The sequence below is a fragment of the Chryseobacterium gossypii genome (assembly GCF_041361455.1).
GTDB lineage: Bacteria > Bacteroidota > Bacteroidia > Flavobacteriales > Weeksellaceae > Chryseobacterium > Chryseobacterium gossypii.
Map to the genome: position 1 here is coordinate 1 of NZ_JBGCUR010000004.1, position 25268 is coordinate 25268.

Annotated in this window: 29 protein-coding genes and 2 pseudogenes; 15 read left to right on the forward strand and 16 right to left on the reverse strand. The window is 34.4% G+C overall.

What is annotated here, in order from left to right; all coding sequences use genetic code 11:
* Window positions 1-448 precede the first annotated feature (448 nt).
* Window positions 449-2461, reverse strand: a complete 2013-nt coding sequence (locus ABMQ40_RS04005) for a hypothetical protein (protein ID WP_370896804.1) — start codon at window positions 2459-2461, stop codon at window positions 449-451.
* Window positions 2462-2778: 317 nt separating this feature from the next.
* Here ABMQ40_RS04005 and ABMQ40_RS04010 point away from each other — a divergent pair, with 317 nt between their 5' ends.
* Complete coding sequence (locus ABMQ40_RS04010; protein WP_370896806.1) at window positions 2779-3207, forward strand: hypothetical protein; 429 nt, start codon at window positions 2779-2781, stop codon at window positions 3205-3207.
* Window positions 3198-3679, forward strand: a pseudogene (locus tag ABMQ40_RS04015) (arsenic resistance protein); the annotation flags it as partial. The gene ABMQ40_RS04010 and the pseudogene ABMQ40_RS04015, both read left to right, overlap by 10 nt.
* 38 nt (window positions 3680-3717) lie before the next feature.
* Here the strand turns inward: ABMQ40_RS04015 and ABMQ40_RS04020 are convergent.
* From ABMQ40_RS04020 to ABMQ40_RS04040, 5 genes are all read right to left on the reverse strand, one after another.
* Window positions 3718-4440, reverse strand: a complete 723-nt coding sequence (locus ABMQ40_RS04020) for a fatty acid desaturase (protein ID WP_370896809.1) — start codon at window positions 4438-4440, stop codon at window positions 3718-3720.
* Between the two features lie 235 nt (window positions 4441-4675).
* Window positions 4676-5773 (reverse strand): calcium:cation antiporter, encoded by a 1098-nt coding sequence (locus ABMQ40_RS04025; protein ID WP_370896811.1) that lies wholly within the window; start codon window positions 5771-5773, stop codon window positions 4676-4678.
* 32 nt (window positions 5774-5805) lie between these two features.
* Window positions 5806-6282, reverse strand: coding sequence for a MaoC family dehydratase (locus tag ABMQ40_RS04030; RefSeq protein ID WP_370896813.1), 477 nt, complete (start codon window positions 6280-6282; stop codon window positions 5806-5808).
* A gap of 205 nt (window positions 6283-6487) precedes the next feature.
* Window positions 6488-6682 carry a cold-shock protein gene (locus ABMQ40_RS04035; protein WP_370896815.1) on the reverse strand — a complete coding sequence of 65 codons (195 nt, stop codon included), beginning with the start codon at window positions 6680-6682 and terminating at the stop codon, window positions 6488-6490.
* Window positions 6683-6734: 52 nt separating this feature from the next.
* On the reverse strand, window positions 6735-7946 hold the full coding sequence (locus ABMQ40_RS04040) for a DEAD/DEAH box helicase (protein ID WP_370896817.1): 1212 nt from the start codon (window positions 7944-7946) through the stop codon (window positions 6735-6737).
* Between the two features lie 692 nt (window positions 7947-8638).
* On the opposite strand from ABMQ40_RS04040, the gene ABMQ40_RS04045 reads away from it, so the two are divergent.
* Together ABMQ40_RS04045 and ABMQ40_RS04050 are read left to right on the forward strand one after the other, a co-directional pair.
* Entirely contained in the window at window positions 8639-8785 is a 147-nt protein-coding gene (locus ABMQ40_RS04045; protein ID WP_370896819.1) for a transposase, read from the forward strand.
* Window positions 8786-8832: 47 nt separating this feature from the next.
* Window positions 8833-9126: pseudogene (locus ABMQ40_RS04050) on the forward strand (transposase).
* Window positions 9127-9292: 166 nt separating this feature from the next.
* Here the strand turns inward: ABMQ40_RS04050 and ABMQ40_RS04055 are convergent.
* Window positions 9293-9862: a YciE/YciF ferroxidase family protein gene (locus tag ABMQ40_RS04055; RefSeq protein ID WP_370896821.1), complete on the reverse strand. Its 570-nt coding sequence runs from the start codon at window positions 9860-9862 to the stop codon at window positions 9293-9295.
* A gap of 205 nt (window positions 9863-10067) precedes the next feature.
* On the opposite strand from ABMQ40_RS04055, the gene ABMQ40_RS04060 reads away from it, so the two are divergent.
* From ABMQ40_RS04060 to ABMQ40_RS04075, 4 genes are all read left to right on the forward strand, one after another.
* Window positions 10068-10529 (forward strand): IS110 family transposase, encoded by a 462-nt coding sequence (locus ABMQ40_RS04060; protein ID WP_370896823.1) that lies wholly within the window; start codon window positions 10068-10070, stop codon window positions 10527-10529.
* Between the two features lie 42 nt (window positions 10530-10571).
* On the forward strand, window positions 10572-10832 hold the full coding sequence (locus ABMQ40_RS04065; protein ID WP_370896825.1) for a hypothetical protein: 261 nt from the start codon (window positions 10572-10574) through the stop codon (window positions 10830-10832).
* A complete protein-coding gene (locus ABMQ40_RS04070; protein ID WP_223599430.1) occupies window positions 10783-11310 on the forward strand; it encodes a transposase in 528 nt (175 codons plus the stop codon). Before ABMQ40_RS04065 ends, ABMQ40_RS04070 begins: the two co-directional genes overlap by 50 nt.
* A gap of 188 nt (window positions 11311-11498) precedes the next feature.
* Window positions 11499-11921, forward strand: coding sequence for a low affinity iron permease family protein (locus ABMQ40_RS04075; RefSeq protein ID WP_370896827.1), 423 nt, complete (start codon window positions 11499-11501; stop codon window positions 11919-11921).
* A gap of 57 nt (window positions 11922-11978) precedes the next feature.
* Here ABMQ40_RS04075 and ABMQ40_RS04080 read toward each other — a convergent pair whose 3' ends face one another.
* Window positions 11979-12926: a beta-1,6-N-acetylglucosaminyltransferase gene (locus ABMQ40_RS04080; RefSeq protein WP_370896829.1), complete on the reverse strand. Its 948-nt coding sequence runs from the start codon at window positions 12924-12926 to the stop codon at window positions 11979-11981.
* Window positions 12927-13368: 442 nt separating this feature from the next.
* Here ABMQ40_RS04080 and ABMQ40_RS04085 point away from each other — a divergent pair, with 442 nt between their 5' ends.
* From ABMQ40_RS04085 to ABMQ40_RS04095, 3 genes are all read left to right on the forward strand, one after another.
* A complete protein-coding gene (locus ABMQ40_RS04085) occupies window positions 13369-14487 on the forward strand; it encodes a DEAD/DEAH box helicase (RefSeq protein WP_370896831.1) in 1119 nt (372 codons plus the stop codon).
* A 50-nt stretch (window positions 14488-14537) separates the two neighbouring features.
* A complete protein-coding gene (locus ABMQ40_RS04090; protein ID WP_047430072.1) occupies window positions 14538-14732 on the forward strand; it encodes a cold-shock protein in 195 nt (64 codons plus the stop codon).
* Between the two features lie 230 nt (window positions 14733-14962).
* Window positions 14963-15421: a MaoC family dehydratase gene (locus ABMQ40_RS04095; RefSeq protein ID WP_336958976.1), complete on the forward strand. Its 459-nt coding sequence runs from the start codon at window positions 14963-14965 to the stop codon at window positions 15419-15421.
* On the opposite strand, the gene ABMQ40_RS04100 is transcribed toward ABMQ40_RS04095, so the two are convergent.
* The 5 genes from ABMQ40_RS04100 to ABMQ40_RS04120 form a co-directional block, all read right to left on the reverse strand.
* Window positions 15414-15677, reverse strand: coding sequence for a heme oxygenase (locus ABMQ40_RS04100; RefSeq protein WP_336958978.1), 264 nt, complete (start codon window positions 15675-15677; stop codon window positions 15414-15416). The two genes, ABMQ40_RS04095 and ABMQ40_RS04100, sit on opposite strands and share 8 nt — an antisense overlap.
* A gap of 39 nt (window positions 15678-15716) precedes the next feature.
* Complete coding sequence (locus tag ABMQ40_RS04105) at window positions 15717-16517, reverse strand: hypothetical protein (RefSeq protein WP_370896834.1); 801 nt, start codon at window positions 16515-16517, stop codon at window positions 15717-15719.
* Between the two features lie 7 nt (window positions 16518-16524).
* The gene (locus tag ABMQ40_RS04110; RefSeq protein WP_370896836.1) at window positions 16525-16758 is read right to left on the reverse strand and encodes a hypothetical protein; all 234 of its coding nucleotides are present in this window, start codon (window positions 16756-16758) and stop codon (window positions 16525-16527) included.
* The gene (locus ABMQ40_RS04115; protein ID WP_370896838.1) at window positions 16751-17089 is read right to left on the reverse strand and encodes a cupin domain-containing protein; all 339 of its coding nucleotides are present in this window, start codon (window positions 17087-17089) and stop codon (window positions 16751-16753) included. Before ABMQ40_RS04115 ends, ABMQ40_RS04110 begins: the two co-directional genes overlap by 8 nt.
* A gap of 141 nt (window positions 17090-17230) precedes the next feature.
* A complete protein-coding gene (locus ABMQ40_RS04120) occupies window positions 17231-17449 on the reverse strand; it encodes a hypothetical protein (protein ID WP_336958986.1) in 219 nt (72 codons plus the stop codon).
* Between the two features lie 461 nt (window positions 17450-17910).
* Between ABMQ40_RS04120 and ABMQ40_RS04125 the strand changes: the two genes are divergently transcribed.
* Window positions 17911-19008 carry a calcium:cation antiporter gene (locus tag ABMQ40_RS04125; protein ID WP_336958989.1) on the forward strand — a complete coding sequence of 366 codons (1098 nt, stop codon included), beginning with the start codon at window positions 17911-17913 and terminating at the stop codon, window positions 19006-19008.
* A 43-nt stretch (window positions 19009-19051) separates the two neighbouring features.
* On the opposite strand, the gene ABMQ40_RS04130 is transcribed toward ABMQ40_RS04125, so the two are convergent.
* From ABMQ40_RS04130 to ABMQ40_RS04140, 3 genes are read right to left on the reverse strand one after another with little or no spacing between them, the layout of a single operon-like run.
* Window positions 19052-21319 carry a glycosyltransferase gene (locus ABMQ40_RS04130; protein ID WP_370896841.1) on the reverse strand — a complete coding sequence of 756 codons (2268 nt, stop codon included), beginning with the start codon at window positions 21317-21319 and terminating at the stop codon, window positions 19052-19054.
* A gap of 45 nt (window positions 21320-21364) precedes the next feature.
* Window positions 21365-22393, reverse strand: a complete 1029-nt coding sequence (locus ABMQ40_RS04135; protein WP_370896843.1) for a glycoside hydrolase family 130 protein — start codon at window positions 22391-22393, stop codon at window positions 21365-21367.
* On the reverse strand, window positions 22394-22525 hold the full coding sequence (locus ABMQ40_RS04140) for a hypothetical protein (RefSeq protein WP_262904055.1): 132 nt from the start codon (window positions 22523-22525) through the stop codon (window positions 22394-22396).
* A 165-nt stretch (window positions 22526-22690) separates the two neighbouring features.
* Between ABMQ40_RS04140 and ABMQ40_RS04145 the strand changes: the two genes are divergently transcribed.
* The 3 genes from ABMQ40_RS04145 (at window position 22691) to ABMQ40_RS04155 (ending at window position 24582) form a co-directional block, all read left to right on the forward strand.
* Entirely contained in the window at window positions 22691-23251 is a 561-nt protein-coding gene (locus tag ABMQ40_RS04145; protein ID WP_223599443.1) for a helix-turn-helix domain-containing protein, read from the forward strand.
* Between the two features lie 510 nt (window positions 23252-23761).
* Window positions 23762-24031 carry a heme oxygenase gene (locus ABMQ40_RS04150; RefSeq protein ID WP_370896846.1) on the forward strand — a complete coding sequence of 90 codons (270 nt, stop codon included), beginning with the start codon at window positions 23762-23764 and terminating at the stop codon, window positions 24029-24031.
* Window positions 24032-24087: 56 nt separating this feature from the next.
* On the forward strand, window positions 24088-24582 hold the full coding sequence (locus ABMQ40_RS04155; protein ID WP_223599445.1) for a CinA family protein: 495 nt from the start codon (window positions 24088-24090) through the stop codon (window positions 24580-24582).
* The last annotated feature ends 686 nt before the right edge of the window (window positions 24583-25268 follow it).

Consider the following 25268-nt stretch of genomic DNA (forward strand, 5'->3'; position numbering starts at 1 on the left):
ATCCTTTTTTGCATAGTTTAAACTATTTAATCCATTGTTTAAATAAGTACCAATTTAAAGTACCCATTAAAATTGTAATAATGATAAAGAGAATATTAAGGTTTCCATTATCAAAAAAATAAATTGTTATTGTATATAGTCCCATAATATATAATATATGAAACCAAAACTTATTCCCATAGATTTTTACAAAAAAAAATAAAATCATATAGGCAGGTAAATATATGGAAACAGCTAAGAATAAAAAGTCATAAATAAAAATTAGTTGAATTAAAAAACCATAAGAATAATTACTGTCTTGTAAGTTGTAAAGTTTATATAATTTAATATCGCTTTCCGAATTTGATAAATATCCAAATATGAATTGGAAAACATTTTTAACAATAATGGCAATATACATAATGCCAACAAGTTTCAGAAAATTATTCAGGGGCTTCATATATTTAAATTAATTACAACCTAAAGAACTCAATAATGCGTTGCCTTTTAGATAACTCCTAACTTTATTATAGTTTGGTCTATAAGTAGTTTCTGGTATTTTATTAGCATTTCCACCTCTATCATTTATATATTTTGCTAATTTATCTTGCATACCTCTCCATAACTGATCAGCTCCATAAAAGGCAGAAACTTCAATCAAATAATTAGCTAGATTTGGGCTATTTGTTGCTACTTGTGATACCCTGTCGACACCTCTTGTATAAATATACATAGTATTATCACTTGAATCTATATAATAGCCAAACAATCTGTTTCCAGCGACAGGGTGGATACCATCATATCCCATGCTCATCGGGGCTTTTATTGTTGAAAACACCCATGCCTTAGGTCCAAAACCACTACAAATTACTGTTCCGTTATCAATTGGAATTTCAATATGAATAAGTGCACCTAAAGGATCTGATGAATTCCATAAAGCAGTATCATTAATCCCATAATAGCTGTCAGCAATTGGTGTAAATTTCTCTGCAAACAAATTTAAATTAAGTCTAAAAAAGTTAAAAAACTCTTCGGGTGTATATTTTTGAGTACTATTTGGTTTATTAGGCAAGGAATTAATATGTATTGGAAACACATCCATATTTATTCTAGCACTTGCTCCATCGTCTAAATCTGTAATTTGCCAATTACTCCACCAACTTGTCTGATTTTTAATATTTTGAAGCTTCGTTTTAACGCTTTGAGGAACTTGATGCGTTGCAACATCTTGCCACTTGGGCAATTCACCACATGGCATATCTAATAATAAATTTGGATTCTGTATTACGGCATCGTTCAAAGCATTCAGTCTATTAAAAAAGTTTTGAAAATCTTGTGTATCGCTTTCAAATGATAGATCTAAAACCCACTTTGCAAATTTAAAATTACTTAGTTTTACATCGGGATTTGTATTATCTTGTGTTTTAAACCAATTCCCTATTAAATTTAATCTTTGCGTCAAAAACTCATCCCCTCCATTTACCTTAAAATAATCTCTAATGGCAAACCAAATAGGACTATAAGAAGCTAATTGACTTGCGTTCATATTCAAACCCAACAAATATTGCTGAACCTGTTTACTAAGTAGCATATCAGCCTGACATTGCATATCATCTGTAGGACACATATCAAACATATCATCAAATGATGCAAATAAGAATGTATTATATGGATTTGTGTTAGGATTATATGTGCCACCTCCTCCACCAGAACCTCCTCCTGTTCCGGAACTACCAGTTCCAGTTCCTCCCCAGCCACCACCTGAGTCCGAACCACTCCCACCTCCAGTGCTACCACTTCCGCCATCATCACAATGATTGTAAGCAGCTATTATTTGTGAAGGTTGGGCAGCTTGACCTGTACCTAATGCTTCACAACTACCATCACCATATGAGTGGTTACCACCAGCAGTACAGGGATTTGTTTCGTAAACATACTCCCAACAACCTTCATAATATGAGTAAGTTGATCCTTTTCCTAACTGAGAAATGTTATTGATTATATAAGTTTTTATTTTTCCATTTAAATCAATCGTTGCTCCGTTCAGGTATTGATCTTTTTCTTGCTTAGACAGACTATATTGGATCAATATTCCTGAATAGGTATGATCTGCATTTTCTCTTAAAACAAGATTTTCAACAACATTATTAGGGAAAATCCTTGACACTGGAAATGTATAAGTCTTATTATTTGTCCCGTCTGTAATTTCCAATACCCTATTGGTTTCAATAATAGCACCTTCTAAAATTGGATCTTGAGGATTTATAGTTTTTCCAGTTGTTTGACGGAAGAAATTAGTTTTGAGCTTGTCAACTTCTTGAAAAAGAGGAACTTTATTTTCAAATTGTTCTTTGTTAAGAACAGCAATGTTGTAATTATATTTTGGCTGATCTTCCTGCTCTAAAACTAAACTTTCATTTCTACAGGATTGTGTAAATAAAAAGAGGAATAGGAAAAAACCTATTAATTTGAAATGATTCATTGTCATTTTATAATTTATGGTTACTTTTTGTTTTTATTAACGGCGAAGATAATTAAAATATTAATTTGTTTTATAAGTATTTTCACGGTATTTAAGGTGGTTTCAAAATAAGATTTTCCTTCATTGATATTGTCATTTATTTCAATTATTTTATTGTCACTGCTAAAATTACAATTGGCAAACGACAAAACTTGTCGTATTATAATTACTTTTTAAATTATTTATAATCATATTCAAACTTGTACATTGAGCTATTTCCTTGCTTTATTTCAGTAATATAGTTATCTGTATTATTGTTGATTGTATAGTTCACAGTAGTGTTAGAACAGATAATTTTATTTTCTTTGTGTGGTCACCCTCGTTTCATTACATATAAAACTTATAAATCCAATAAAAAATATCTTTATATTTGGACTTATACATTATTAATAGTAAACTTTTGGAAAACATTAATCATTCAGAATGGTACGGAAGAGAGTTTAAATCCCAAAAAATACAAGAATGGGAAAAATCTCCTCTTTAAAAATTTATTAGAAAATAATTATCAAAGGTATTTGGCTGATAATGCAGGGATTTTTTTAAGTGATAATGATTGCCATTTAGTTATTTCCAAACTAAAACTTGGCAGTGAGCTGGAAACTGATTTTATAACTTTATCAGATGGCTCTAGTAATGGAAATATTTTTGAATTTATTGAAATCAAACAACCATCAGCTAAATTATTTACGGATAAGGGATTAATTTAGGTATTCCATTTTGGCCGGCTTCTTAAGTCGTTGCCTATTTATTGAATCAAAAGGTATAGAATGGTATAATAGAAAGTTTGTTCCAAGATATCGCCAATCACATTGTATGCTTTATTATTTACTATAGTAATAATGTTTAGTCTGAAAGGAGATAGAATATTAGAGCTGCCAATGGATGTGATAAAAGTTGCCGCACCGTTGATCATCTATTTTGTACTGATGTTTTTTGTAAGCTTCTTCATTAATAAATCTCTAAACATCTCCTATGATAAAATGCCTCAATCGCATTTACGGCTACTGGCAACAACTTTGAATTGGCGATAGCAATGGCAATAGCTGTTTCGGAATTCATTCTCCACAAGTTTTCGTAGGTGTTATCGGACCTTTGGTGGAAGTTTCTGTGCTTATCTTATTGATAAAAGCCAGTTTGTGGCTGAAGAAAAAATATCATCAATATATCCTATATATTTAAAATCTTGTGGTAAATCAATATATATAAGGCCTACCCTATTATTTTATTTTGATGACCCTAAGTTTTTGCAAAAAGACCATCGTCTGAAAACCCATATCCCATTCGAACCACCTTGTTGCATTATTAGGTCTTTGAGGATGTTTATGGTGATTATTGTGATATGCCTCCCCCCAGAAAATAAAGTCAAAAGGCAGAATATTTTTTGAAGTATTGGTTAACTGATAATTCTGATATCCGAATTTGTGAGCCCACCAGTTAACCGCCATCCCTTGTAAAGAACCCATTATGATAGTTGCGGGAAGAAAAAGCCATTGCCACCAGGCTGTTATTAATAAAGCATATATAATGATGTATATCGCAATCCAACAGAATCTTGTAATATAATTGTGTGCAATTTTATCAAATCTCTCCCAATCCGGAAGATCCTTTTTATATTTTTCTGCAGCATCTGTCTTTCCTATATAAAGATTAAAATAGTTGTTTCGTGTCGTCCACATCATCATAAAAGGATTTGGATCATTATGTGGTGAGTGCGGATCTTCCGCTTTATCGGTATGTGCGTGATGAAGACGATGCATTAAGCCGTAAGTATAAGCACTGATATAGGAAGATCCCTGGGTAAAAAAACAGCCTATATAAAACATTCTTTCCCAGAATTTCGACATTGTAAAAAGATTGTGTGCCGCATACCGGTGATGAAAAACAGACTGAAAAAAAAGTGATGCATACCAATGGATGAGTATAAAAATAAATATTGCCATAATTGTATAAATTAAAATGAAAGATTTCTTGTGGACGTATTACGGAAGGCAAAGAAAAATTATGCTTTATTATAAGCTACTATTCACAGGAAAATTTATTTTCATTCTGCAATATCTCTTGTAAGATACAACAATAAATGTGAAATAGTTTTAACTTTATTAAAAGTGATCAAATCATTACATAAGTTTTAGAAAATGTAATATAATAACAACTCTTCTTGAAAACTTAAATGAATTAAGGCACTATGGATATAAAAAGATAAATCAAAAAAATTCCAACCAAAACACTCCCCTGCATAATATTAGTCTTACCTGTTGCAAGTGACACCGTAATGATAAACAAAGAAAGTCCTAAAAGCACAGTTGACTTAATATCTATGCCCAGTGTCATTCGTATTCCGAAAATAACAGATATAATAGCAATCGCGGGAATACTTAAACCGATACTTGCCAGTGCAGAACCAAATGCAAGGTTTAACGACGTTTGTATCTGATCGTTCTTTGCCGCTCTGAAAGCAGCAAGCCCTTCCGGAAGAAGAACAATTCCGGCAATAATGACTCCGACTATCGATTTTGGTGCTCCGAATGATAGAACAATATGTTCTACATCTTTGGACAGAAGTTTTGCCATCAGCACAACTATTCCCAGACATAAAACTAACATAAAGCAACTGACAAGCATTTTTTTTCGGGAAAGTTCCCTATTGCTGCTTTGCTCCTGTTGATCTGCCAGCAGTTTGTTTTGTGGTGATATGAAAAAGCTTCGGTGTCTCATAGTTTGCACCATGGTAAATCCAAGGTAAAGCGCCAGTGAAACCAAAGCAATAAAAAGCAATTGGAAAGAAGTATATTCGCCACCTGTATGGCTTACCGTATAATTCGGCAAAATGAGAACAAAAACTACAACCGCAGTCAGCGTTATTAAGGCCGTGCTTACACCCTGTAAAGTAAAAGTCTGCTCCCTATATCTCAATGATCCTATGACAATACAAATACCGATGATCCCCGTAAGGATAATCATCACTGCAGCAAAAACAGTATCTCGTGCGAGCGTAACGGTCTCAAGACCTTCTGCACCCATCATAATTGAAATTATCAACCCCACCTCTATAACTGTAATTGCAAATGCAAGAAGCAAGGTTCCGAAAGGTTCGCCTACTCTATGGGCTATAACTTCGGAATGGTAAACTGCTGCAAGAACACTTCCCAAAAGTAATACACTAAGGACAAGCGAATAATACCCTGAAGAAAATGCTGCACTAGCAAAATAAAATATCCATGCCAGAACCGGGATTAGAATTGTCCAACCAGAAAGATATTTTTTTTTGATCATCTGCTTATATCTTAATTTTAGTCATTGTTACATTAATCTTTCTTCTTAATGTTAAGAAAGCGGTACAGAAAGACCACATCTCCTGTATAGGCAGATTTAGCCTGATCTTTAATATTCAGCCTAGCTCCTACCACAACTTTTACAGTACCTTTGAGGTTGTTGACGGTTTTAATAGTTGCCTCAAGACTTACTTCATCATTAACTTTCACGGGCTGACCAAACCTGAGACTTTCTATTCCGTAATTGATTTCCATACTGATATTTCTCACCTCTGCAATCTGCTTCCAGAGATAAGGAATCAGCGAAAGTGTTAAATAGCCATGAGCAATGGTAGAATGATAAGGACTTTCTTCTGCCGCTTTCTTCTCATCGGTATGAATCCACTGATGGTCTAATGTGGCATCTGCAAACCGATTGATCTGTTTCTGATCGATCCTATGCCATAAAGAAGTTCCAACCATAATTCCTTCCAGAGATTCGTATTCGTCAAAATTGTTAATAATGATCATTGTATTCTATATTTAATGGAAGAATATGATAACAGATTAAAAAAATAGTACATCATTAAAACCTCTCACAAATAGCAAGAGGCTGTTGAACATGAAAAAAATCGCTGTAACCAATATTAATCATATTTAACACAGCCAAGTGTGGTAAAAGCATAACGATATAGGTATGATGATACAGCGCTTTTGCTTACATAAATAACCTCAACTATGCCAGTTTCACATTGACAGCATTTAAGCCTCTGTCACCCTGTTGAATAGTATAATTCACTTTATCATTTTCACGGATGGATCCTGAAACCAATCCTGAAGAATGTACAAATACGTCCTTACTCCCGTCTGCAGGAGAAATAAATCCGAAGCCTTTCGCTTCATTAAAAAATTTTACTGTACCTTGTTGCATTGTAATTATTATTAAATTGTGTATATAATCTGTAAACTTTACAGCGTTATTATTAAAATGTACCGACAGGCATAGTAAAACCTATAAGACTTTGGATATTTTTTAAATCCATGTGTTCGTCTGCCGTACAAAATGAAATTAAAGAACCTTCACTTCCCAATCTCCGGATCATTTCCATTCTTCGGATATAGGTTTGAGGAATAGCAGGAAGGTCAAAGTTTATAATATGAAATAGTTTATCCAGATCAATTCCTTTTGCTGCAATATCTGTCGTAATCAAAGCTTGAATTTTTCCGCTTCTGAAATCATCCAATACATTATTTTTAGTAATCTGTGTTCTGTTTCCGTGAAGCCATCCTGTACTGATTCCGGCATTTTCCAGCTGCTGTACCAGCTCATCAGCAGTATATTTACTGTGCGTAAAAACCATGAATACTTTTATTTTGCTATTTCTGAGCATATCTATCAAAAGTCCGGATTTATCCCTTTTTTCAATAAAATATACACATTGCGAAATACTTTTTATTGATGCCGACCTAGTATCTATTACAATCTCCACTGGGTTTTTAAGAAAAGAGGAAACAGATTTTTTCAAATAATCTGAGGTTTCTGCACAAAAGATTAAGGCTTGTATATGGTTAGGAATTAGTTTCCGAATATTCTTTATTCTGTTTATTGATGTTTTTCCAATCATTTTATCTGCATCATATAAAACCATAATTTCTAACTTGGAAAAATTGATCGGTCTTTTTTCCATAATCTCTAACAGCCCTTCAGGGGTGGCAATCAATATGTCTATTCTCTTTCTGAAGGCAGCTATCTGACTTTCCAATGATTCTCCATCATTAATTCGAAATGGTAAAAGAGAAAGATATTTACTGCATAGCTTAATTTTTTCTTCAATCTCAACGCCAATTTCATCTTTAGGAACAATTATTAGAACCCGGACATTAGTATGTTCAGTAGGATTTCTACCCAACAATTGTAATATGGGTACTGTAAAAGCTAATTTTTTTCCGCTTCCTTTGGGTGCAGAAACCAAAATATCTTTTCTTTTTAAAATACTTGGAATTACTGCGTTCTGTATTTCAGTTGGTTGAGAATATCCTGACTCTGTAATTGCTCGGATTATGGGATTGATTAATTGTAGATTCTTGAAATTTATCATAAATTTTGCAGTTTCCGATCTTTTTTTTGGCAGGTGCATTTTTAATGAATTAATTGTATTGATGAAAATTAATATTAATTCCATGTACTTTTTCATCACACTAAACTTTCCCTCTTTTCATTGAAAGCTAAAATAATAGTCTTTCTTAAAGAAATCAGTTGACAATCGGGCATCTGAAAAAGCGAAACTGAATGATAAAAATTTGATTTAAATTATTGCAGAATAGCAGAGGCAGGAACCTTTTTTATTAATACTTTGCAAATGTATAATAAAATAACCCAATAATAATATAATATAAATAACTGATTATCAAAAATATATTTGTAACTTACGCACTGTAAACGTCAAAAAGATACACTAAGCGAAATAATCTCCCCAATTCTATAATTTGCAAAAAATCGTCAGCTCGGGGGACAAGAGAGGGACAAATAATTATGAAATAAGTGTAAAAAGATAAATCGCCAATGAAATTGATATTGTGTAAACGGATGATAATCAAAGTTTTGGTTTGTTTAGGTTTGTTTTGTTTATATTTTTACTTTCCGATACAAAAAGTAAAAATAACTGATAAACAGATATTTATGCTTTCTGAGGGACAATGGGGTAACAGAATTCCACAAACTAATAATATTTATTACAAAGGTAGTGATATTTTAAAAATAACTCAATAATAATTGAAAAGACATTTCAAATCGATCTCAATGTCAGTAAGATCATTTCAGCAAACAATGAGGATTTCCCGCTGGTTCTATAAATTATACCATCTTGAATAAATCTGGTGATTAGTGATGAATTCCTTAGTGTTGAGGATGTATGCCAAAGGAATGAGCACACGTGCGATAAGCGAGTTTATCCGCGAAATGTATGCCATGGAGATCTCTGCGACTGAAATTTCACGTATTACCGAAAGTGTGCTCCCCGCAGTAAATGAGTGACGTAGCGGCCTTTGGAAGCTATTTATCCCTTTGTATTCCTGGATTGCATGCATTATAAAGTCCGACAGAATGGCACGGTTGAATCTAGAGTCATTTATAACATCCTGGGTATTGGAATGGACGGACGCAAAGACCTAATAGGACTTTATAGCTCAGAAAACGACGGGACAAAGTTCTGATTATCTGTTCTGACAGACTTGAAACAGCGCGGTGTCGAGGATATCCTGATAGCGTGTATCGATGGACTTAAGGGGTTTCCTGAGGCTATAGAGGCTATTTTTCCAAAAACTAAAGTGCAGTTGTTGGGAATAAATCTCTTATTCGAAAGAATTATAATGTGATTTTGTTATGAGTATAATCATAAGGATATATTATTATATACTATACCTTTGAAAAACTATAATAGTTGTAGTCAATCTCTACACTTTCTACAACCTTACCCTTCTTAATTGAGGGGTTTTAATTTGTAGTGGATATTGTCTAGTCGTCTTTAATAACTGATATTTATTACAACGCTTTACTATTAAGTCCAATGTCAGCAATTTTACTCAGTGTTTTATCGCATTTTTTTTCTTCATTTAGAGTTGCTAAAAGATTTTTTAAGCATACATTTTCCTTAAGAATTTTTGCATAGGCAGCTAGCGTCCCATACGTTGAAATCTCATAATGTTCTACTTTCTGTGCAGCAGCTATTATGCCTGCATCCCTTACAGAGCCAGGCTCAGTTTCTTGCATAATGCTCTTTCCTTCATCAAGCAGTCCTTGCATGGCATCACATTTTTTCGCCTGAGCCTTCTTTTTCAGCGATTTAAAACACTCTTCAAGCCTTTTTACGTGGACTTCAGTTTCTAGAAGGTGGTTTTCAATAGCGAGTTTGAGTTTCTTATCTGTTGCATTTTTATGCATTTTAGGTAAGTTTTTTACCAATGCCTTCTCTGCCCAATAGATGTCTTTTAACCCATCTTCAAACAGATCTTTCAATCCTTTAGACGCATTTTTTTTCGCTGGTGTTTTTCCTCTCTTTGTGGTTGAGGTTGATTTTGAAGATGTTTTTTTTGATACGGTTTTAGTTGTCATAATATTAGATTTAGTGTGATAATCTTAACTGCTGCAATTCTAAGACCATTTCTGTCTTAATATGACCCAGCTCATAAATTGATAACAAACCGATCACATACATTAGAATAAAAATGTTACGCTATGAAGCCAACATGAGTTTTTAACACACACAGGGGCATGTAAATAAGAGTTCGTAACTTACTTCTTTACTAACTAGCTAATTATGAATAAGGTAATCGAACAAGAAGCCGGCACTGTTCAATTTGAACAGCTCATCAAGCGGGGTTGCGGCCTGGACGTTCATGAAAAGAACGTTGTTGCAGCCATAGATGGCGAAGGATTGGTCAGGGAGACCAGGACTTTCAATACTTACACCTGTTCTTTGAATGATTTACGCGATTGGTTACGGCGGCATGGCATCAGCCATGTTGCGATGGAGAGTACAGGCGTTTATTGGAAGCCTGTTTTTAACATCCTTGGTGAAGATTTCAAAGTGATCCTGGTCAATGCCCGGCACCTGAAGAATGTTCCCGGACGGAAGACAGATAAGAAAGACAGCCAGTGGATCTGCAAACTATTGCTTGCAGGTTTGTTGAAGGCCAGCTTTATCCCTGAGGAAAAGATCCGTCAGTTAAGAGACCTGAACCGCTACAGTACCAAGCTTACCGGGCAGCTTGCCTCTTAAAAGAACCGGATCCAGAAGATCCTTGAAGATGCCAACATTAAGTTGAGCAGTGTTGTCAGCGATACATCGGGGGTTGTGGCCACGGGTATCATTGAGGGGTTAATGAGCGGACGGGAGGATCTGGAAGTTTTGATCGATGAACTTTATCATGGTAAGCTCAAGGTGAGCAAAGCAGAGTTACTACGGGCGATTACAGGCAGGATGACCGATCATTACCGTTTTATGCTGAGGCAGATCAAACACCATATGGCCTATGGAATCTCAGATTGCAGTACTACGGCAAGAAGTGGAACGGCTTCTTGAACAGGATAGGGAAAGCATAGAACTTTTAAAAACGATTCCGAGTATTAATACATTGATGGCCGTTAAGATGCTTGCAGAGATGAGGGCCAAGGTTGAAGAGACTTTTGGTAACCCCAAGCGACTGGCCAAATGGACTGGAATATGTCCAGGCAACAACGAAAGCGGCGGCAAGAAGATGAGCGGGTGCACGACACATGGCAACAAGTACCTTAAGAGTTTGTTGGTAGAGGCTGCCTGGACGGCCACAAGAACTAAAGGGACTTATCTGCGGGCCAAGTACGACAGCATGGCGGGACGCAAAGGACTTAAAAGGGCGCTATTGATAATAGGACACAAGATCCTGAACGCAGCCTATATTGTTCTGACCGCCAGGCTGTCCTACATGGCTTATTCTGTGGAAGAGTTTGAAAAAAGACGTAACCAAAAACGTATAACACATTTGCAAAATGAATTAAAAGGGTTGGGCGTAAGCGTCTGATCCTGAAAATGAAAGCCGATTTTTTTACTGGTGGGTTAGACCCCGCTTATGAAACAGGTGTTGCACAGCTAAGCACACAGGGTTGAGCTTGGAGCTCGAAGATGAAATTTTACAACTCTTGGCTGTGTTTTTTATTAATTGAATTATAAACCCGTTGACTTTCAATAGTCGACATGAATTATTTATAGATGAAAAGGAATTTATTTGACAGGTTTGCGGATTGGGCGGTTTGCTTTACAGGTAGTGCAGTTGCTTTTATTGGAGCGAGTTTATTGGTAATCATATGGGCAGCTACTGGACCGATATTTAAATTTTCAGAAGTTTGGCAGATGGTTATCAATACAGGGACTACCATTATTACTTTTTTGATGGTGTTTTTAATTCAAAAAGGACAAAATAAAGATTCTAAAGCAATTCAAATCAAACTCAATGAACTGATTGCTAGCCATGAACAAGCCAGTAATAAAATGGTTGATATTGAAGATCTTACAGAAGAGGAACTCGATGAACTCCATAAATTTTATGAAAGGATTGGAAAAGCTCCCAAAAGAAAATCTGAACCTCGCAAGAGTAATCCTGATGATGGACACACTAAAGTTCGCTATAAGTAATTTTGAGATTAAAAGTTGGTGTTAGAAATAATGAATGGTAACTAAATGCTAAGTATATCAATTATTTTGTGAATCGTCTCTTTTGAGCTCCCTTTCAATTTCGTCGATTTCCGGTAGCGGTAGAAAGAAGCTTTCTCTAATATACTCTAATATACTTTTATTTGTCTTGCTATTTATTTTTCTGATGAAAAGCTGGTTACCAGATTTGAGAGATGCAATTAAATCTTCAACATACAGATCTTTGTTAAAAAAAGCTTTTTCAAATATTGCTCTTTTATCATCATTCACAATAATGTCATTAAAAGATGTGTTCATAAGAACAGTCTGAAAAAAAGATTCGGCAGGTAAAAAAGTGTGTAGGTAGTAATCTTCAAAGTCCATTACTTTTTTATTGCTTGTTAAGAAAGCACAGGTTTCTCTTGTAAACATAAACCATTTCCCACCAATATAGGGTACTACTCCTTTCATAAATTCTCTTTTATAGATGAATGAGGAGATCATATAGGCTAATTCAGTGAAATGATTCTGTATTCTTTTCAGGGTATCTGGTCTGTAAAATTTCTGGTCATAGTAGAATAGATAATTCCGGCCGTTATTTACGGTAAGAAAATTACGTATGATCGGCTGGGATTTCAGGGGATAATCTTCACCACTGAGATTGATGAAATAATCCCATTCGCAGCTTGCGTTTAAGAGAAACTCCATTGCATTAAGCTCTGCCTGGATCATACTGAAGCCACCTGAAACAATATTCAGACTTTCTAGAATAAAAACATTAGGAAATTGTGTTATATAGAGCTGTATTTCTTCTGTAAAAGAGTCTTGGGCCTTTCTATCAATATGAATAAGATAGAACTGATCTTTTGTATAAATTTTCTGAAACATTGCCTTGAATACATGAGGCTTATGATGAATCATAATAAAATAGGCAATTTTTATATGCGGTGTTGCATATGATTTCAGGGTCTGGGTCTGAGGTTGGGTATTGGGAAAAGCAGTTTGCATTTTGGGAAGCTTAAAATCATCCGCATCTGCAAACAATTCGATTAACGTGCGGAAGGTATAAATAAATTTTTGATAATCAGTTAATTAAATGTAGTTTTGTTTGTTTTTTTTATCGTAGGTTTGCAAAACATTTATAAAACAGGTCTCTGCCTTTGCTATTCTGTAATAGTTTAAAATCACAATTTTCTTTTCCAGTTTTGCTTTTCCAGCTACCCATTTATAATCTTGATTTCATGAGTAAAAAGTCGAAGATTGTAAAAATCCTACTGTCAATAGGAATGATATGTTATTGCTGATCATAAATAATATTGAATGATATTATTACCGATAAAGCAAGCAAAATGATAAACCGGAAAAGTAGTCTTTATTTGTTTATCCTTACACCAACTCAAATTCTGATAAACAGATTTGCTTACCAACTACCGGAAGACCGGAATTTATAATGAGTTTTAAAAATTTAAACTTAATCAATCCCATTGTTCGTGCCGTAACGGAAGCCGGATATTCCAGGCCCACCGAAATACAGAGTACTGCAATTCCACATATTCTGGGAGGAAGGGATATCATAGCATGTGCACAAACCGGAACCGGGAAAACTGCAGCATTTGCTATGCCTATATTACAGTTGCTGAAAAGACATAATCCTGAACATAAAGAAATACGTACTTTAATTCTCACTCCAACCCGGGAACTGGCGATACAGATAGAAGAAAACTTTAGCATTTACAGCAAATATCTGCCTTTATCCCAACTGTCTGTTTTTGGAGGTGTTTCAATAGGCGGCCAGCTTGCTGCCCTGAGAAAAAGAGTGGATATTCTTGTAGCAACACCAGGAAGATTACTGGATTTGGTGGATAAAAGACATATTGATCTCTCTAAGATTGAAATATTGGTTTTGGATGAAGCAGACAGAATGCTTGATATGGGATTCGTAAATGATGTAAAAAAGGTGTTAGCCTTAATTCCCAGAAGAAGACAAACCTTATTTTTTTCTGCCACCATGCCGTTAAGTATAAAAAGGTTTGCTGCAAGCATTCTTAATAATCCTGTTGAGGTTACCGTAACTCCTGTATCTTCAACTGCACAAACGGTAAAGCAGTCTGTATATTTTGTAGAGAAAAAAGATAAAACAGACCTGCTAATTGATATATTACAGGAAAAAAGTACTGTCAGATCATTAGTTTTTACCCGTACCAAACATGTCGCGAATAAACTCGTTCAGCAGTTAGAAAACGTGGGAATTTTTGCAGCAGCTATTCATGGAAATAAATCACAGGCAGCCAGACAAAATGCGCTTGATGATTTTAAAAGCAGCAGAATTAATGTATTGGTAGCTACAGATATTGCAGCAAGAGGTATTGATATAGATGACCTTCCAAATGTTGTTAACTATGAGCTTCCTAATATCCCGGAAACCTATGTTCACCGGATTGGCAGAACAGGAAGGGCAGGAGCAGAAGGTACTGCTATTTCGTTTTGTGATGCAGACGAGCGCGTAGACCTTAAAAATATTCAAGAGCTGATTGGCTTTACAGTACCGGTCAGATCATTTTATAAATAAATTCTGTAGCGTTTACAGAACATACTATTCAATTTTTAATAATAATTACAATGCAACAAGGCACCGTAAAGTTTTTCAATGAAGCAAAGGGCTTCGGATTTATTACTCCAGCAGATGGAAGTAAGGACATATTTGTACATTCTTCAGGATTGAGCGTAAGTGCAATTCGTGAAAATGATAAAGTCGTTTTTGATGTACAAAAAAGCGACAAGGGCTTAAATGCTGTCAATGTAAAATTGGCATAATTTAAACTTGATGTAGATATTTCAAAAGATAATTTTTTGCAATTTCAGTTTCATAATTTTATATTTTTTTACAAATTCAGAATCCGGGCTATTTGTTTGGATATGGTATTTGAACGGACATTACTATAAATACATTACTTTTTATTTTCACGATGTTCATTAGCCTCTCGCTTTATGTGAGAGGTTTTTAAGGAAAGAATACAATCAGCTTAATATAAAAACAAAAGAGAATGACTGTCATCAACAATTTTATTGAATATAAAGCTCTGGAAGGTAAAATGATAGGAACTTCTGCCTGGCATACAATACATCAGGCTCAGATTGACAGATTTGCAGAAGCAACTCTGGATTATCAGTGGATTCATACTGATAAAGAAAAAGCAGAAAAGGAAGGCCCTTTTAAATCCACTATAGCTCACGGTTACTTAACATTATCACTGATTCCTTATCTCTGGAAACAAATTGCAGAGGTGAGAAATGTAAAAATGGAAATCAATTACGGGATTGAGAATCTTAAATTTGGGCAGGCTGTTCTGGTGGATAGTGAGGTGAAGCTACAGGCCTCTGTAAAATCGGTAACAGATCTCAGAGGAACGGTAAAGGTAGTGGTAGAAGCGAAGCTTCTTATAAGAGATCAGGCCAAACCTGCTTATGTAGGAGATGTTATTTTTCTTTATCATTTCATATAGAATCATAATGATCTAAGCTTATCACAAAATAATGTTCAATTGTTTTTTGTGCTTCTTTGCACATTGATAAAAGGTCATCCCTGGATGTGTTCTCAAAACTGAAGTCATCATGGGTTTTCACAATATATTCGGTGACGATTTCAATATTCATTACATCGAGTTCTGTTACATCGGTTTTCAGCCTGTGTTCTTCTTTAAAAAAAGGAATTTTACGGAAAATAGTATCGTTAAACCGAAAAAGATGTATTGTTTTCACTGCAAAAATATTTAATAAGATGAAAATTAAGTTTGAGGTTTATTTTGGAAGCTTATCTCTCATTTTCCTATTGATCCATCTTTTGGATAAGGTACGTTCTGATGGTAATGGGTACATACCGCCTGAAAGAAAGTATAGTAAGCTGTTCCAAAAATTATTTTTTCTGTAGAATTCATGACTGTAGTTTGTTAATACTTTTAAGTACTCATGTTCGTATTCCTTTGCTTCCTGTAATGTGTAGTTTTTCGGAATATCCTTAATTATATCCATAGCGGTTTGGCTAAAGATTTTTGGGGAGTGTTTTTCTATAAAGTCCAATTCAAGCCTGCACATACCGATAAGTGGGATGAGTAAAGAAAAAATTTCATCATAAAAATTGCAAATAGTGGTCTTCCATGATAATCTTTCTTCTTCCGGTAAAACCTGAATAGCCAATTGGGTGATTTTTTTATGGCTCACTTCCAGTTCATCTGTATAGACTTTGTTTTGCTGCCAGAATATGGGTGAATTGATGGTGTTTTTTTTAATAATATTCTCCAGTATAAATTCAAACTGCATTCTAATATTTTTGATGTTCTCGCTCATGTCTTCTAAAACAGATTGCCACAAATTATGCTGGCTTAAGCTGCAGTACGTACTGAATACCAATCTTGATCTGTTAGTAAGTTGCTGTAATTCTTTTAACATTCTAAGAATTTCTGTTGCATCCCTTTCCAGGGTGATATTGGCATTCCTGATATAGAATAAAGCAACAAACTGTGAGTAATAGGCTCTTCTTGTAATGTTTTTTTTATTTCGGAATCCTAATCTCTTCTTGGGGTGTTTAGTTCGCTTTTTCATTAGAGTTTTATTGTAAATCTTTTTTCTTGATAATCCCTTTTTCAAAGGACTTTTGCTGTATGATAAGGGAAATAAGATACTGTCTTAAATCTTTGATTGTAATATTTTTCTCTTTTGCAGAAAAAAATAGTGGAGTTTCGTCTAAAAGTTCATACAGTTCAGGAAATTCTTTTTGAATTTCAACCGTTTTTTTTAATATCTTTTTTGTTAAAATAGATATGGTATTTACATTATTATTCATAGCCGCTTTTTATTATTGTTACTATCATTTTAAAGCGTTTATTTCCTTTTATAGAATGAGATTTATGGGCGGGAATGATAATGCATTCACCTTCTTCCATAAAATAAGACGCTCCGTCTATTATAACTTCTGCTTTACCTTCAATAATCTGTGCAACAGCGTCAAAAGGAGAAATTTTTTCGGGTAATCCTTCTTTGTCATCAAACGACAAAGCGCTGATAGTACCGGTTAGTTTTTCCAGGATCGTCTTGCTGACTACAGAATTTGGAATGTAATCTACAATCTGGCTGGTAATATATACTTTTGATTTCTCAAGTTCTTTATGATTCATCACGGTTGGTTTAAGCATAAAAAGAGTAGAAGGTATTGTAAATAAAAGGGATAGAACTGTCTAATATTCCATCCCTTTTTCCAGTTAAAACTTTTGATGAATATGTCTTTATCATAAGTTTTAACTGTCCTTGAAAACAATTTATGAAAGATTAATTTCTTTGATAATACTGAGAACTTCTTCACGGTTTTTCCTTAATCGGTTTCCGATTCTTTCAAGCATTTCCTTTTCTTTACCTTCTTCAAGTTTCAGGTCGTGATCTGTTAATGTTGAAAATTTTTCTTTTAATTGTTTTGACTGTTCAATCCAGTCTCCAGGAGTTTTGAAAAATTTATCGCCTTTGTTGTGGTTTGTGTCCATAAGGTAAATTTTAGTGTAACTTCATTGCTACAGTACAAAGTTGGGCGTTTAATAATCTATTGTATTACAGATTGTTTCTTTTATGTTGCACATATCACACTTTTACAAAATTGCAGCTTGTTTTGTGTATCTGAAATCCGGGTTTTTCATAAAAGCACTGGTTTGATCACTCTGATGAAGTAATGGAAGTTATTAAGCCTAGGAAATGATTACGAACTTAAAATACTAATATATAATTTCAAATAAGTGATTGATTATTCGTATATTGCTGAATAACTACATTGAATTGATAATCTGGACTCTTGGTTCCCGTATATTCTCTTCTTTTCATTATTCAATATTTTCGGGTATATTTTCATCTCTAGTCTGTTTCAAACCAGTAATAAGACTGTTTTGAAAAGAAAATATAACTATTTGTTTTCTCCAAAGGATAATTCACTTGTAAAATTATTAATGCTTTTATGTATATAAAAAAATATTTAAGGATGTGGACGTTTTTGATTCCTATCCTGGCGTGGCTCTCTTATGTTGGAAATTCTGTTTTTTCTTCAGGGTATTACTCTGTGATTCTTACTTTATTTTTGATAGGAAGTGTTTTGGCTGCAGTGTATCATTCCGAAGTCATTGCCCATCGTTTGGGGGAACCATTCGGAACTTTACTTCTGGCATTTGCCATTACAGTCATAGAAGTAGGACTTATTATTTCTATCATGATGGGAGCGAAAGGGTTGGAAACTATTACGCTTGCCAGAGATACGGTTTTTGCTGCAGTGATGATCATCCTTACCGGAATCATCGGAAGCTGTATTGTAATAGGCTCCTTAAGATATAGAGAACAAAGCTTTACACTACAAGGAGTAAGTACAGCACTGATTACGCTTACCTCAGTTATTATTTTTGTACTTATCCTGCCCAATTATACGGTAAGCCATCTCGGAGGGGAATATACTTCTTTTCAGTTGCTTTTTATCGCTTTGATTTCTTTGGGTCTTTACCTCGGCTTTACCATGATCCAAACACTTAGGCACCGAAGTTTTTTCATTTCCCCACAAAACAAGCTATCCGAAAATCAGTCTGTACAGAATAGTCATGAAATGATTTCCCGAAAACACTTGTATATCAGCTGTGTATTGTTAATATTATCACTGGGGATAGTCGTTTTACTGGCTAAACTCCTTTCAAAGGATGTTGAACATATAGTTGTTTCGGCAGGAGCCCCAAGATCACTAGTGGGTATTATTATTGCCGGAATCGTCCTACTTCCGGAAGGCCTGGCTGCATTCAGAGCTGCAAAAAGTGATCAGATCCAAACCTCATTAAATCTGGCTTTTGGTTCTGCTTTGGCAAGTATCGGGTTGAGCATTCCTGCCATAGCCATTATCTCTGTAATAACCGGTATAAGAATGACATTAGGAATAGATATCAAATCAACAATACTTTTAGGACTATCGCTTTTTATTATTACCGTCTCACTGGCAACAGGCAGAACCAATATCATGCAGGGAATTGTACTGATTGCTATTTTTTTAATTTACCTTTTTATTACAATAGTTCCATAAACTACTGTGTATTAATATATAAATACAGCAAGAATAAGGGTTGTTATTTTGGAAAACAGAGCCTTGCCATGAGATAACTTACCGTTGATTCTGCTCCCTGATTGAGATTAACATTTTTCTCTTCAAGACCGTCATAACATCCACCTGTTGCAGGGTTATAAATAATCTGATGCAAATGATTTTTTCCTAAAAACCAGCTAAAAGCATTTCTCATCATCTGTAAATATTTTTCATCCTTAAAAACCTTGTAGAATGTAGATAAAGCCAGTATAGTATAAGCAACATCAATAGGCTGCTCACCACCAATAGATTCAGGACTTTTAATCGTTTCTTTGTGCAACCATCCTTTATTGGATATTACTTTGATGCCGCCCTTAATAAATATTTTAGAAAGTAAAAATTTGAATGATTCATCGGCAACCTGCTTATATATATCGTCTTGCGTAGTAATCCATGCACACAATAAAGCTTCAGGGAGTACGCTGTTTCCATAGGTCAGGTAGCTTTCAAACCAATGCCAGTCTCTATGTTTTTCATGCTGATACATTTTTACCAGTCGATTGGCCAGCTTTTTCAATAATGGAATATTGTTTTCAGCATTTTGATAATGCAATCCCTTGATGATAAAAGCCATTGCACGGGTAGAATGTATTTTATCAATAGACGGAAGACTTTTTTCAATAACTGATTCCGCTTCATCAGAAAACTGCTGCGGTAAAATAGTTTTTATAGAAAGAAGATATCCCAGTGCCCAGATAGCCCTTCCATTAGAATCTTCCAGATTGGTCTCATAATTCTGCTGTGCAAATTCCTTGTCTTGATTGATGTAATTAAGGAAACTCCCATCTGGTTGTTGACAAAACTTAATAAGCTTCAGATAGGTTGAGATTAAATCAAGGTCAGATTCATCTTTGCTCAATTCGTAATGTCTGCAGGCTACAATCATAGCACGGGCATTATCGTCCAAAGTATACCCGGAATTGATATCAGGTTTGTTGATTTTAGAAAACTGGATCATCCCAAAATCTGTTGTCATGTTTTTGATATGGCTGAGATTAATGTTGGGGAATGTATAATGTAATGTCATTTTATCTTTGCTGTATTGTTGAAATAATAGGGCGTGTGAAATAGAAGAATTCTCCCAGGCTGTAGGTGCCATTTTTTCTAAACTATTTGATCGTAATTTTTCCTGTGCGGTTTCGTTTTTCAGTAATGTATTCACGGCAGCAGCAAGCTGTTTTGGTGCTTCAAAATCAATAATAATTCCTAAGTCTTCATTTAATACTTCCAGAGCATGGGGAATAGGAGTGGAAACAATAGGACAGCCACAACTGATGGCATAGGAAAAGGTACCGCTTACTGCCTGATTTCTGTCTTTTGATGTGAAAAGATAAATATTGGTAAGCTGAAGATAATCCAACAACTCATCCAAAGGCAGATACTGGTTGATAAAATAAGTATGTTTTTCCAGATGGAGTCTTTTAACAGTATCCTGCAAAAAATCACGATACTTTTCACCTTCATATTTAATGATACCGGGATGCGTTTTTCCAATAATCAGAAACATTGCATCTGGATTTTTGGAAATGATTTCAGGCAGAGCTTCTAAGGTGGTTTCAATATTTTTTCCCGAACCCAGTAACCCAAATGTTGAAAGAACTTTTTTATCTTTAAATCCGTATTTCGCTTTCAGTGAAATTTTATCGATAAATGGTAGTAAATGAGTACCGTGGGGGATTACTTTAATTTTATTAGGTGGAATATCATAATCATAGGAAAGGATATCCGCAGAAATACTGGTCATTACAATAATAGATTTTACGAAACTGCTGATTTCTTTTACCTTTTCTTTTAATTCCAAATCCGGTTTCGGCAGAACGGTGTGAAAAGTAATGATGATATCTTTCTCTACATTTTGAAGAAAAAGGAGCAATCCGTTTTTCGCTTCAGCGAAAAATCCAAACTCATGCTGAAGCATAACCAATTGAATATTGTCATTTTTGTTGATTTTATCAGCCAGCTCCAAATAAGAAATAGCATCGGATGTATTGAGTCGATATTGAGGGTTTTCTTCGTATCTGTAGCTTTCATCTTCAGTTTCCATTGGGCAGATAGTGATGGTAAATGATTCTTTGAACTTTAGCTGAAGAGATTTTATCAAATCCTGACAATACGTTGCAATACCGCACACCTTAGGAGGAAAAGTACTTATAAAGATAATTTCAGGTTTATAGTTAATTGTGTTTTTTTTATTTTGGACAGATCGTCTTTTTGTCTTTCCCTCCACGTCTGGGTTTATATTTTTATTCATGATGATATCTGTTTTAAAGTCTGACATTCTATAGAGAATAATCAATTATGATGTGCATTGTAGTAATTCCTTCAGTAATTCAGGGATGCTTAAAGAAACAACGGCTATTCTTTTATCTGCAGCGCCGTAATAAATATGGAGCGTATCTCCTTCTACAATGGCTCCGGTAGGGAAGCAGACATTGTTTACTTCTCCTTTCTGTTCCCATTCTTCATCAGGCTTGAAAAGAGGATAAGGAAGTCTTGAAATTTCTTTTTCAGGATGGTCAAGATTCACTAAAGCCGCACATGCGCTGTAAATATATCCTTCAATGGTATCATGCACACCATGATAGATTAAAAGCCATCCATGTTTGGTTTCTATAGGGGGACACCCGCCGCCAATATAGCTTACTTCATGCTCATATTTGGGAGATAATACAATATGTTCTTTAAAGTGAAGGAAATAGTCTTTCCAGAAATCAGGATTCAGATCTTCTATATTTTCTATCCCTACAATTTGGATATCTGGTCTTATGCGATGAAGAAAATAAAGCTTACCGTTAATTCGTCGTGGGAAAAATATCACATTTTTGTCCCATAGGAAAACATCTTTATTCTTATTGTGAGTAGGCGGGAGTTTGTTGAAGCGTCTGTACTTTTCTCCTATTTTACCTTGAGATTCTGATAAAAGTCTAAATTTTTTGTATGGAATTTGAGGCGCAATAATCCCCAGCTTTTGCCACGATGTAAGATCCTGAGATACGGCAAGGGTTCCCAATGCATTAATCCCGTCATAACTCGTATAAGTAAGGTAAAATAAATGATCGATTTTTACGATTCTTGGATCTTCAACACCATGTTTTTCATATTCAAACTCGGGGACAATAACCGGATTGCTCAACCGGGTTTCGATCGTTTTATAATCTGATAGTGTACAGTATCCGATACTGGAAAAATTATTCTTGGCAACAGCTCTGTATAATAAATGTATTTTTCCGTTATCCTGAATGACTGCAGGATTTAAAACACCCTCACTCTCAAAGTCTAATGTTGTTTTTCTGAGTATAATTCCATCTTTTTTCAGAGATACCATTTAGTTGCCGGTATTTCGGGATTCGTTTTCCCTGCCTCTTCGTTTATTCATCTTATCTTCCCGTTTCTCTTTTGCGGATTTTGCGGGTGGAGTTTTATCTGTCTTCTTTTTTCCGTCTTTTTCTTTTGACATTATGAAATATTTTTTGTTAACTGTAAATTTCAATCATTAAAAAAGGAAAGCTTTGCAATTGTCTTTTAATTTGTTGTATAAATCATAGGTATTTCCGATTAAATAGATTAACTTTGGGTAAATAGCTGTTAATGAAATGATTGACAGGTTTAAACAGTAAGGGAGATGAAGTTGTACATAAAATATATGGTAAGTTTACGCTGTAAAATGGTTGTCCATCAGGAACTGGAAAGGCTGGGCATTAAAAATGCTATTGTAGATTTGGGAACTGTAGAATTATTGGATGATATCAGCATCGAACTGAGACAAATTCTGAAAGAAAATTTACTTAAAACAGGACTTGAAGTATTAGATGATAAAAAAAGCATCCTGATAGAAAAAATAAAAAATGTAGTGATAGAAATGATTCATTATTCAGAGGAACTCCCAAAAGAAAATTTCTCAGATTATGTAAGTGAAAAATTAGGATATGATTATACTTATCTTGCCAATACCTTTTCTGAGGTGAAAGGAATGACACTTCAGCATTTTATCATTATTAATAAAGTAGAAAAGGTAAAAGAATTACTGTTGTATGATGAACTCAATCTTACAGAAATTTCTTATAAACTCAATTACAGTAGTGTAGCCCATCTCTCTAACCAGTTTAAAAAGATCACCGGGCTTTCCCCTTCATTTTACAAGCAGTTGAAACAAAGGCGCCTTGGAAATCTGGAAGACTTATAAAAAGTGGGATATATGTAAGATTATTCCGGATATATATAGCTTAGTCTATACTGAAACGGCCATCTTTGTAGTATAATAATCAGGAATTCATCAAACCCATAAAGCTTATATGACTATAGATAGTACAATTTTACATAGGAAGATATAGTGAACAGTTGAAAATTTTTATCATTCGACATGCTGTTCTCCGGTATTTGAAAACATCATCGCAGTAAAAAGACTGGAAAAAGCCAATAGACACCATGATAAAATTAATAGGCTTAGGGATTCTCAATTTTGATAATGAGCATATTAAAATCCCAATAAAATAGTAGATCTGTTTTCAGAAGGTTTTAATTAATTAAGGATAGGAACCTCTGGTTCTGTCCTTTTTATCCATGTTGATGTGATGATATATAATGAATTTCATCAACTGCGCCCACAAAAAAGAGTCTGTCCGAATATGAATGTGTAAGCCATTTTTTACCTACAAAACAGACTGTTTTTATTATTAATTCAACACCGAAAGTCATGAAAACAATACATCTTTTTCAGTTTAAAAATTCCATTTCCCGGAAGCTTCCTTTTTTTAAGGAAGAATGTAGATTAGATAATTTAAATGATTTAATGGCCTATGACCTGATGAACACCGAAAAAGTGACTGAATTCATTATTGAGGTTCACGATGATTTTATTTTTGAAGATATGACCAGAGAAGATCTTTTGTCTATGTGCAGAGATGCCAAGGAAATGGTTGAGCATTATTTTGTAACAACCATGAATGATTATGACGTTATCTGAATATTGATTTCAGCAGCGTAAAAAGTTTTTTAGATCAACATTAAATAGTAAATGCAATGAAATTTCAACAAAGTTTACTTGATTATATCAGTAATTCACTCATTACAATGAATGAAACAGTTTCTATAGCAGAAAGTGTAACCTCGGGATTAATACAGCTGGCTTTTTCCCAAATGCCTAATGCAAAGCTGTTTTACAAAGGAGGAATAACAACGTTTACACTACCTGAAAAAGTTAATTTTTTAGATATCAATAGAATTGAAGCTCAGGAAAATGGTTTTGAAACCCCAAAAATGGCTGATACAATGGCTGTAAAGGTCGCAGAATCGTTTGGAACAGACTGGGGAATTGCTTCCACGGGATATGCTGCATCTGTAAGAAATTCAGGATTTAAAGTGTATTCATTCTGTTCATTTAGCTACAAAGGAGAGATCGTGCTTTCCAAACGGATAGAACTTCATGATAAGACTCAGGCATTAGACGCACAGTTGTATTATACCGAATTTATTTTAGGATGTTATAAAAGTGCGCTTAACCAGATATTGATTTAAGATATGCCACTATTCATACCCTGCAAAATATCTTTCAGATCCCTCTATAAAATTGCTCTTACAATTTAGCAGGTATATCTAATTATATCATTAACTTTATCAAATCAGAGATCAGATATAGTTGACTGAAAAGATTATATTATGATAAAGCTTATTTTCAGAAAACTATAACTCATCACACCATGAACCTATTTCAAAAAAGTCCAAAATGAAAAAGGTATTGGAAAACTTGAAAGATTTTTACAGCACCACAATAGGGAGATTCCTGATATGATTAATTTTTTACGTAATTTACAAGATCTTCGGTCCGGAATGATAGCTCATAGGTATAGCAGTTCAAACAAGAGTGTCAAGAGAGCCATGGATTACTTTGGATTGACTGATGAAAATTATCGTCAAGTTGCATTTGATATTTTTGTTAAATCGCTATATACTCTTAATACTTTATCAAGCTTATTTTCAATTGAAGAAATGCCAGAAGATTAAGAATAATGTTATTAAAATCAAGTAATATTTATTTCTCATATAGCAAATACTACTTTCTATGACGCTGTTTTCAATTAGGAAGTCCAGACATGACATTCTTTTGATAAAAACTGATTCCCTATCTTCTTTTTATATTATTTTGTGATAACAAGGAGTATTATTCCATAGGGAATCGGAAGATAATTTTTGCTTGATTGGGA

Excerpts from the sequence above, each read along its gene's own strand:
- ABMQ40_RS04055 (WP_370896821.1), bottom strand. The coding sequence starts at position 9,862 with ATGACAACTAAAACCGTATCAAAAAAAACATCTTCAAAATCAACCTCA.
- ABMQ40_RS04095 (WP_336958976.1), top strand. The coding sequence starts at position 14,963 with ATGACTGTCATCAACAATTTTATTGAATATAAAGCTCTGGAAGGTAAA.
- ABMQ40_RS04060 (WP_370896823.1), top strand. The coding sequence starts at position 10,068 with ATGAATAAGGTAATCGAACAAGAAGCCGGCACTGTTCAATTTGAACAG.
- ABMQ40_RS04040 (WP_370896817.1), bottom strand. The coding sequence starts at position 7,946 with ATGAAAAAGTACATGGAATTAATATTAATTTTCATCAATACAATTAAT.
- ABMQ40_RS04150 (WP_370896846.1), top strand. The coding sequence starts at position 23,762 with ATGAAAACAATACATCTTTTTCAGTTTAAAAATTCCATTTCCCGGAAG.
- ABMQ40_RS04140 (WP_262904055.1), bottom strand. The coding sequence starts at position 22,525 with ATGTCAAAAGAAAAAGACGGAAAAAAGAAGACAGATAAAACTCCACCC.
- ABMQ40_RS04090 (WP_047430072.1), top strand. The coding sequence starts at position 14,538 with ATGCAACAAGGCACCGTAAAGTTTTTCAATGAAGCAAAGGGCTTCGGA.
- ABMQ40_RS04005 (WP_370896804.1), bottom strand. The coding sequence starts at position 2,461 with ATGAATCATTTCAAATTAATAGGTTTTTTCCTATTCCTCTTTTTATTT.
- ABMQ40_RS04035 (WP_370896815.1), bottom strand. The coding sequence starts at position 6,682 with ATGCAACAAGGTACAGTAAAATTTTTTAATGAAGCGAAAGGCTTCGGA.
- ABMQ40_RS04135 (WP_370896843.1), bottom strand. The coding sequence starts at position 22,393 with ATGGTATCTCTGAAAAAAGATGGAATTATACTCAGAAAAACAACATTA.
- ABMQ40_RS04130 (WP_370896841.1), bottom strand. The coding sequence starts at position 21,319 with ATGAATAAAAATATAAACCCAGACGTGGAGGGAAAGACAAAAAGACGA.
- ABMQ40_RS04145 (WP_223599443.1), top strand. The coding sequence starts at position 22,691 with ATGAAGTTGTACATAAAATATATGGTAAGTTTACGCTGTAAAATGGTT.
- ABMQ40_RS04105 (WP_370896834.1), bottom strand. The coding sequence starts at position 16,517 with ATGAAAAAGCGAACTAAACACCCCAAGAAGAGATTAGGATTCCGAAAT.
- ABMQ40_RS04025 (WP_370896811.1), bottom strand. The coding sequence starts at position 5,773 with ATGATCAAAAAAAAATATCTTTCTGGTTGGACAATTCTAATCCCGGTT.
- ABMQ40_RS04070 (WP_223599430.1), top strand. The coding sequence starts at position 10,783 with ATGGAATCTCAGATTGCAGTACTACGGCAAGAAGTGGAACGGCTTCTT.
- ABMQ40_RS04085 (WP_370896831.1), top strand. The coding sequence starts at position 13,369 with ATGAGTTTTAAAAATTTAAACTTAATCAATCCCATTGTTCGTGCCGTA.
- ABMQ40_RS04155 (WP_223599445.1), top strand. The coding sequence starts at position 24,088 with ATGAAATTTCAACAAAGTTTACTTGATTATATCAGTAATTCACTCATT.
- ABMQ40_RS04030 (WP_370896813.1), bottom strand. The coding sequence starts at position 6,282 with ATGATCATTATTAACAATTTTGACGAATACGAATCTCTGGAAGGAATT.
- ABMQ40_RS04110 (WP_370896836.1), bottom strand. The coding sequence starts at position 16,758 with ATGAATAATAATGTAAATACCATATCTATTTTAACAAAAAAGATATTA.
- ABMQ40_RS04075 (WP_370896827.1), top strand. The coding sequence starts at position 11,499 with ATGAAAAGGAATTTATTTGACAGGTTTGCGGATTGGGCGGTTTGCTTT.
- ABMQ40_RS04045 (WP_370896819.1), top strand. The coding sequence starts at position 8,639 with ATGAATTCCTTAGTGTTGAGGATGTATGCCAAAGGAATGAGCACACGT.
- ABMQ40_RS04080 (WP_370896829.1), bottom strand. The coding sequence starts at position 12,926 with ATGCAAACTGCTTTTCCCAATACCCAACCTCAGACCCAGACCCTGAAA.
- ABMQ40_RS04115 (WP_370896838.1), bottom strand. The coding sequence starts at position 17,089 with ATGAATCATAAAGAACTTGAGAAATCAAAAGTATATATTACCAGCCAG.
- ABMQ40_RS04120 (WP_336958986.1), bottom strand. The coding sequence starts at position 17,449 with ATGGACACAAACCACAACAAAGGCGATAAATTTTTCAAAACTCCTGGA.
- ABMQ40_RS04125 (WP_336958989.1), top strand. The coding sequence starts at position 17,911 with ATGTATATAAAAAAATATTTAAGGATGTGGACGTTTTTGATTCCTATC.
- ABMQ40_RS04020 (WP_370896809.1), bottom strand. The coding sequence starts at position 4,440 with ATGGCAATATTTATTTTTATACTCATCCATTGGTATGCATCACTTTTT.